The sequence below is a fragment of the Micromonospora sp. KC207 genome, assembly GCF_004348615.1.
Classification (GTDB): domain Bacteria; phylum Actinomycetota; class Actinomycetes; order Mycobacteriales; family Micromonosporaceae; genus Micromonospora.
The window spans coordinates 1-444 of the sequence record NZ_SMKJ01000633.1 but is presented as its reverse complement, the minus strand read 5'-3'; the positions used below and the strand labels follow the sequence as shown (position 1 = coordinate 444).

Annotated in this window: 1 pseudogene; it reads left to right on the top strand. The window is 73.0% G+C overall.

Annotation, left to right across the window (positions count from 1 at the left end):
• Positions 1 to 215: 215 nt before the first annotated feature.
• Positions 216 to 444: pseudogene (locus tag E1258_RS33790) on the top strand (C39 family peptidase); the annotation flags it as partial.

Sequence of the window (444 nt, the reverse complement as noted above, 5' to 3'; positions counted from 1 at the left end):
CGCCCCCCGATCGGGGCGGGTGTCGGGTTTGTCAGACGGTGTCCGGTGGGCGGGGTCACCGTGGCGGTGGAATCGGGTCGGGGGTCGGGGCGTTGTATCTGGCATACGACCGCCGGTCTTTTCGGCCCGCCGGGTCGTCTTCCCTTTCTTGATGTGTTCGCGGTGTCGCCGCCCCCTGGTGACGCCGTTCCCCCGAGCAGAGGAGCACGCTGATCATGCGTACCGATCTGATTCGTAGGACCGCCCTGACCGTCGCCGGTATCGCCGCCACCGCCGGTGGGATCGCCGGCCCCGCGCTGGCCGCGCAGGCCACTCCCGCCGAGCGGGCCGCCACCGTGCAGGCCGAGCGCCGCCCGGCCGGCGACCGCGAGCTCGACGTGCGCTACGAGGCGCAGCCCAACTTCTACTACTGCGGCCCCGCCGCCGCCCGCAACGCCCTGAGCG